7 protein-coding genes are annotated in these 6,685 nt (G+C 70.1%); 1 reads left to right on the forward strand and 6 read right to left on the reverse strand.

Features of this window, described 5'->3' with window-relative positions; translation table 11 throughout:
- Both AC30N0_RS06725 and AC30N0_RS06730 read right to left on the reverse strand, forming a co-directional pair.
- A partial coding sequence (locus tag AC30N0_RS06725) for an ATP-dependent DNA helicase (protein ID WP_489517154.1) occupies window positions 1-1,480 on the reverse strand: 1,480 nt, incomplete at its 3' end.
- A complete protein-coding gene (locus AC30N0_RS06730; protein WP_489517155.1) occupies window positions 1,477-1,680 on the reverse strand; it encodes a DUF465 domain-containing protein in 204 nt (67 codons plus the stop codon). The genes AC30N0_RS06725 and AC30N0_RS06730, both read right to left, overlap by 4 nt.
- A gap of 75 nt (window positions 1,681-1,755) precedes the next feature.
- Between AC30N0_RS06730 and AC30N0_RS06735 the strand changes: the two genes are divergently transcribed.
- Window positions 1,756-2,523 carry a PP2C family protein-serine/threonine phosphatase gene (locus AC30N0_RS06735; protein ID WP_489517156.1) on the forward strand — a complete coding sequence of 256 codons (768 nt, stop codon included), beginning with the start codon at window positions 1,756-1,758 and terminating at the stop codon, window positions 2,521-2,523.
- Window positions 2,524-2,558: 35 nt separating this feature from the next.
- Here the strand turns inward: AC30N0_RS06735 and AC30N0_RS06740 are convergent, their stop codons facing one another.
- The 4 genes from AC30N0_RS06740 to odhB all read right to left on the reverse strand — a co-directional run.
- Entirely contained in the window at window positions 2,559-3,260 is a 702-nt protein-coding gene (locus AC30N0_RS06740) for a hypothetical protein (RefSeq protein ID WP_489517157.1), read from the reverse strand.
- Complete coding sequence (gene zapE / locus AC30N0_RS06745; protein WP_489517158.1) at window positions 3,257-4,354, reverse strand: cell division protein ZapE; 1,098 nt, start codon at window positions 4,352-4,354, stop codon at window positions 3,257-3,259. Before zapE ends, AC30N0_RS06740 begins: the two co-directional genes overlap by 4 nt.
- 15 nt (window positions 4,355-4,369) lie before the next feature.
- Entirely contained in the window at window positions 4,370-5,797 is a 1,428-nt protein-coding gene (lpdA, locus tag AC30N0_RS06750) for a dihydrolipoyl dehydrogenase (protein WP_489517159.1), read from the reverse strand.
- A partial coding sequence (odhB, locus tag AC30N0_RS06755) for a 2-oxoglutarate dehydrogenase complex dihydrolipoyllysine-residue succinyltransferase (RefSeq protein ID WP_489517160.1) occupies window positions 5,797-6,685 on the reverse strand: 889 nt, incomplete at its 5' end. The genes odhB and lpdA, both read right to left, overlap by 1 nt.

The raw sequence follows: 6,685 nt of genomic DNA on the forward strand, positions 1-6,685 counted from the left end.
CGACGGCCTGCATCGAGCGCAAGGTCGTCGTCAGGACGAAGGTGCGGCCGCCGAGGGCTCCCGCACATCGCGCCGCGAGGGCCGCGACCGCCTTCGGGTGACCGGGCTCGCTGGGCTTCGGGAACTGGCGCGGAACGAACACGCGCGCATTCCGGCGGTACTCGAACGGGCTGCCGAGACGGACGATGCGCGCGGCATCGAGACCCGCGCTCTCGGTGAACCAGGCCAGCCGGTCGTCGTCGCCGAGCGTCGCCGAGGTGAAGATCCAGGCCTTGGCACCGCTGCCCATCTGCTCGCGCAGGGCGTCGCGGATGTCGAGCGGCGACTCGACCAGCCGCACCTGGTGCGGCGACAGGTCGATCCAGCGGATCATGCCGTCGGCGGCCGCGCCGGCGAAGCGCTCCCCGAGTTCGGCGAAGCGCGCCGCGCGTTCGGCGAGGCGAACGAAGTCCGGGCTCAGCTCGCTCACGGTGTCGAGCGCTTGCCGCGCTGCTTCGCAGGCGCGGCCCACGCCGCCGAGCGACTCGAGAAACGGCGGGGCTTCGGCACGCTCGGCCCAACGCAGCTTGAGGTTGCCGCGAACCTCGCCCAGGCTGCCGCTGGCGGCGATCCGCAGCTCGCGTGCGGCTCGATCGATCGCTGCTGCGAGGTCCTGCCAGGGGGAGAGGCCGCGCGCCTGCTGAAGCCCCGCGCCGAGCAGATCACGCGCGAAGTCGATCAATTGGGCCGACCCCAGGTTCGTGCCCAGGAACTGGATCCCGGCCTCGGCGAGCTGGTGCGCCTCGTCAAAGAGCGCGACCTCGACGCTCGGCAGCAGCTCGGCGACGCCGCTGTCGCGCAGGGCCATGTCGGCGAAGAACAGGTGGTGGTTGACGACCACCAGGTCGGCGGCCATCGCCTCCCGCCTGGCCTTCATGACGTGGCACTGCCGGTGCTCGGGGCACTCGCTGCCGAGACAGTTCTCGCGCGTCGACGTGACCAGCGGAACGATGCTGCTGCGCTCGTCGAGACCGTCGAGCTCGCCGAGGTCGCCGCTCGCCGTCGTCTGCGCCCAGGCCTCGATCTTGGCGAGGGCGCGGACGGCGAAGCGGTCGGGAAGGTGCGCGTCGTGGCGCGCGAGGCCGAGCCGGTGCAGGCACAAGTAGCTGCCGCGGCCCTTCAGGAGCGCGACCGTGACCGGCACGTTCAGGGCCGCGCGCAGGCGCGGCAGATCGCGGAAAAAGAGCTGATCCTGCAGCGTCTTGGTCGCCGTGCTCAGCAGCGTGCGCGCTCCGCTCAGCAGCGCCGGCACGAGGTAGGCGTAGGTCTTGCCGACGCCGGTGCCGGCTTCGACGACGAGCGCGGAGCGGTCGTCGATGGCATCGGCGACCGCCGCAGCCATCTCGAGCTGGACCGCGCGCTCGACGTACTTCGGATCGATGACGGCGAGCTCGCCCCGGCACGACAGGGCCGATTGCACCGCCTCGCGGAGCGGCGTCATGCCGGCTGCGGCGGGTCGAGCTCGGCTTCGATGCGCGACATCTGGTCGCGAAGGCGGAGGCGGCGCTTCTTCAGCCGCCGCAGCGAGAGATCATCGGCGACGGCGTCGAGACCGACGCGATCGATGAGGCTGTCGATGTCCGCGTGCTCGATGCGCAGCTCGATCGGGCGTCGCGGCAGCGAGTGCAGGTTGTCTTCCATGGACGCCGTCGACGCGCGACTAGTTCGCGGTTTTCGGCCCTTTGATGCAAAGCAAAGCGATTATAGTTTTCTGCCATGAGCAACTCGAGCCTCGGCTACCGGCTGTCTGCGACGACCGGCATCCACCGAGGCGATCGCGCCTACCAGCAGGACCAGGTCCAGATCCTCCCGCACGCACGCGTGCCCGGCTGCGTGATGGGCGTGCTCGCCGACGGCATGGGCGGCAAGAGCGGCGGTCGCAAGGCCGCCGACCAGGTGCTGCTGACCGCGCAGCAGCTCTTCGAGCGCTACGCGCCGACACGCGACGATCCCACCGAGGCGCTCAAGCAGCTCGTCCTCGAAGCGCACCTCATGATCAAGCTGACGGCGATCACCTCCGAGGAGGAGCCGCACAGCACCATCGCCGCGTTCATGATCAGCCCGACGCGCGAGTGCGACTTCGTTCACGCCGGCGATTCGCGGGTCTACCACTTCCGCGCCGCGGAGATGGTGACGCGGTCGATCGATCACTCGTATGTGCAGCGACTCGTCGACGAGCGGCAGATCACCGAGGAAGAGGCGAACAGCCATCCGCAGTCGAACCTCCTGACCGGCTGCCTGGGCACCTTCCAGGACCCGCCTCTCTCGCAGCGCCACATCGACCGGCTCGAGATCGGCGACAGCATCCTCTCCTGCAGCGACGGCCTCTGGCACTACTTCACGCCGCGCGAGCTCGGCGCCATCGTCCATGCCCTGCCGCCGCGCGAGGCGACCGAGATGCTGGTCGGCAAGGCGCGCCAGCGCGCGCGCGGGTCGGGCGACAACCTCTCGCTTGCCCTGGTCCGCGTCGAGCCGCTCGGCTGAAGCGGCGTCGCCACGCGCCGACGCTGCGCGGGGCCTCAGGGAGCCGACGCAGCGCTGCCGCGGATCGCCGACGCCGAGGGGACCGGCAACGGCGCGGCCGGATTGCGCTCCTTCATCCGCCTGACCGTCCGCTCGAGCGTGCTCGCCCGGTGCTCCTCCGCCTTTCGCCGGCGTGCCTCGAATTCGGATCGGCTGCGGGCTTCGCGGGCCCTGCGCTCGACGGCGTCTTCGGCGCGCGGCGCTCTCGCCTTCGCGCCCGCGGTGGGCGGCCGCGCCTCCCGGGCTTGGCGGGGCGGGCGCGCTTCGCGGGGCTCTCGCACTGGGCGTGGTTCGCGTGGCGGCTCGGCCTGTGCCCGGGTCGCGCGTTCCCTGCCCTCCTGGGCGCGCTTCGCGTCCTCGGCGACCTTGGCGGCGATCTCGGCACGCCGCTCCGCGGCGCGGGTCCGGCGCCGCGTCTCGTCGAGCCGGAGCTGGCGCGCGCGCAAGGCATCGAGCGTCGCGCGTCGCTGCTTCTGCGCATCCTCGACGCACGAGGTGACGACAAAGCGCTCCCGGCACTCCCGTTCGCGGGCGCTGTAGCGGGCCTCGGCCGCGGCCCGCTCGCTGGCGATCTTCGCCTTCTCGGTCTCGGCCTCGGCCGGGGTCTGCGCATGCGACGCCATCGGCGACAGGGCGAGCCCCGCGAGCAGCAGCAGGCGCGCGGCGAGCGTTCGGCGGCCGCGGACCGACGGCTTCATGTCAGCGAGGTATCGACGGTTCGGCGCGCCTCGGCCAGAAAGGCGGCGGACCGCATCTCGTGCAGCCGTGACACCGTGCGGGGGAATTCGTGCACCAGAGGACCTTCCGTGTACAGCCCTTCCGGCTCGACCTCGGCCGAGACGATGAGCTTGACGCGACGATCGTAGAGCACGTCGACGAGCCAGGTGAATCGCCGCGCCTCGGAGGCCAGGCGCGGCGACATCTGCGGCACGCCGGAAAGCAGCAGCGTGTGGAACTGCGTGGCCAGCTCGAGGTAGTCGTTCTGCGAGCGCGGCCCGCCGCACAGCTCCCTGAAGTCGAACCAGACGACGCCACCGGCCCGGCGCCGGGCCCGGATGACGCGATGCTCGATGCGCAGCTGTGGGCTCTCGGCGCTGGCCTCGGCGAGCCGCTCGAAGGCCGCGCTCATCGCCGCGTCGGCCTCGGGGCCGAGGGGCGTGTGGTACATCGCGACAGCCTGCAGCGTCGACTGCCGGTAGTCGACCCCGGAGTCGACGTTGACGACCTCGAGCCGCTCCTTCAGCAGCTCGATGGCCGGCAGGATGCGATCCCGGTGCAGCCCGTTCGGATAGAGCCCGTCCGGCGGGAAGTTGGAGGTCGTCACGATGCTGACCCGGTGCTGGAACAGGGCCTCAAGCAGGCGGTGCAGGATCATCGCATCGGTGATGTCGGCGACGTGGAACTCGTCCAGGCAGATGAGGCGGAACCGGAGCGAGATGCTCTTGCCGAGCGCGACGAGCGGGTCGCTCGTGCCATGCAGGTCGGCCAGCTCGCGATGCACCTCGCGCATGAACTCGTGGAAGTGAAGGCGGGTCTTGCGCTGCAGCGGCACGGCCTCGAAGAAGCAGTTCATCAGGAAGCTCTTGCCGCGCCCGACGCCGCCCCACATGTAGACACCACGCGGGATGGGCGGCCGGGAGATCAGCTTCGATAGCGCGTTGCCGCGCCGCGTTTTGTAGTCGATCCACTCGTTCTCGCAGCGCTCGAGCGAGTCGATGGCGCGAAGCTGCGCCAGATCCGACTGGTAGCCGCGTTCAGCGAGTGTCTGCTCGTAGAGGCGGCGGACGTTCAACGAGGCACTGATCAGCTAGAAGTTGAGCGCGCGCTTGTCGACCGCAAGCGCCGCTTCCTTGGTCGCTTCCGACAGGCTGGGATGGGCGTGACAGATGCGCCCGATGTCTTCCGCCGAGGCCTTGAACTCCATCGCCATCACCGCCTCGGCGATCAGCTCGGAGGCCATGGGGCCGATCATGTGCACGCCGAGGACTTCGTCAGTTCTGGCGTCCGCGATCACCTTGACGAGGCCGGTGGTGTCGCCGAGCGCGCGCGCCCGGCCGTTCGCCATGAAAGGGAAGGTCCCGGCGCGATAGGCCCGGCCCTCGGCCTTGAGCTGCTGCTCGGTGCGGCCGACCCAGGCGATCTCCGGGCTGGTGTAGATCACCCACGGCACGGTGTTGAAGTCGACGTGCGGCTTCTGCCCGGCGATGCGCTCGGCCACGGCGACGCCCTCCTCCTCGGCCTTGTGGGCGAGCATGGGGCCGCGCACCACGTCGCCCACCGCCCACACGTTCTCGAGCGCCGTCCGGCAGGCGTCGTCGACCGGGATGAAGCCGCGCTCGTCGAGGGCGAGTCCCACCGCCTCGGCGTTGAGCCCGTTCGTGTTCGGGACCCGGCCGATCGAGACGATCAGCTTCTCGCACCGCAGCCCCTGCTCGGCGCCAGCGGCATCGGTGTAGGCGACGGACACGCCCTCGCCCGCGGTTGTCACGGCGGAGATCTTCACGCCGAGGGCGATCTTCAGCCCCTGCTTCGCGAACGCCTTCTGCGCCTCGGCCGCGATCTGGGTGTCGACCGCGCCCAGGAAGGCGGGCAGCGCCTCGAGCACCGTGACCTCGGCGCCGAGGCGGCGCCAGACCGAGCCCATCTCCAGGCCGACGACGCCCGAACCAACGATGCCGAGCGTCTTCGGCACCGCAGCGATGGCGAGCGCACCGTCGTTGGAGAGGATCGTCTTCTCGTCGAAGGCAGCGCCGGGCAGGGGGCGCGGGTTCGAGCCGGTGGCGACGATGACGTGCTTGCCGGTCAGGGTCTCGGGCTTGGCACCCGCCACGGCGATCTCCCAGCCGGCGTCCGACTTCTTCACGAACGAGCCGCGGCCGTGGAAGAAGCTCACCTTGTTCTTCTTGAAGAGATAGAGGATGCCGTCGTTGTTCTGCTTCACGACCGTGCGCTTGCGCGCCATCATCTTCGCGACGTCGATCGTCAGCGAACCGACGCCGATGCCGTGCTCGGCGAACTGGTGCCCGGCATGCTCGAAGTTCTCGGACGACTGCAGCAGCGCCTTCGACGGAATGCAGCCGATGTTGGTGCAGGTGCCGCCGGGCGCCGGCCCGCCCTTCTCGTTCTTCCACTCGTCGATGCAGGCGGTGGAAAAGCCGAGCTGGGCAGCGCGGATGGCGGCGATGTAGCCGCCGGGCCCCGCACCGATGACGACGACGTCGAACGCGGTGGCCATCAGATGTCGAAGAGGAGCCGCGCCGGGTCCTCCAGCGCTTCCTTCATCGCCACCAGGCCCAGGACCGCCTCGCGCCCGTCGATGATGCGGTGGTCGTACGACATCGCGAGGTAGTTCATCGGCCGGACCACGACTTGGCCGTTCTCGACCACGGCGCGGTCCTTGGTCGCATGCACGCCGAGGATCGCCGACTGCGGCGGGTTGATGATCGGCGTCGACAGCATCGAGCCGAACACGCCGCCGTTGGAGATGGAGAAGGTGCCTCCGGTCAGATCGTCGAGCGTCAGCTTGCCGTCCTTGGCCTTCTGGCCGAACTCGGAGATCTTCTTCTCGATGTCGGCGAAGCTCATCTGGTCGGCGTTGCGCAGGATCGGCACGACGAGGCCGCGCGGCGAGCCGACGGCGATGCCGATGTCGAAGTAGCCGTGGTAGACGATGTCGTTGCCGTCGACCGAGGCATTGATGATCGGGTACCGCTTCAGCGCCGCGACGGCCGCCTTCACGAAGAAGCTCATGAAGCCGATCTTGACGCCGTGTTCCTTCTCGAAGCGTTCCTGGAAGCGCTTCCTCATCTCGATTACCGGCGCCATGTTCACTTCGTTGAACGTGGTCAGGATGGCGTTCGAGGCCTGCGACTGGAGCAGGCGCTCGGCCACGCGGGCGCGCAGCCGGCTCATCGGCACGCGCTGCTCGGGCCGATCGCCGAGGCTCGCCGTCGACGGCGACGCCACGGCGGGCAACGTGCGAGCGGCGGGTGCGGTGCGGGCGGCACCTGCGCCATCGCCGGCCGGAGCGGCGGCCGGCGTCGCGGCGGCGGGTGCCGAGGCCTTGCCGGCGACCGTCTCGAGGACGTCGCCCTTGGTTACCCGGCCACCCTTGCCGGTGCCC

The sequence above is a fragment of the Rhizobacter sp. genome, assembly GCF_031412495.1.
Lineage (GTDB): Bacteria > Pseudomonadota > Gammaproteobacteria > Burkholderiales > Burkholderiaceae_C > Schlegelella_A.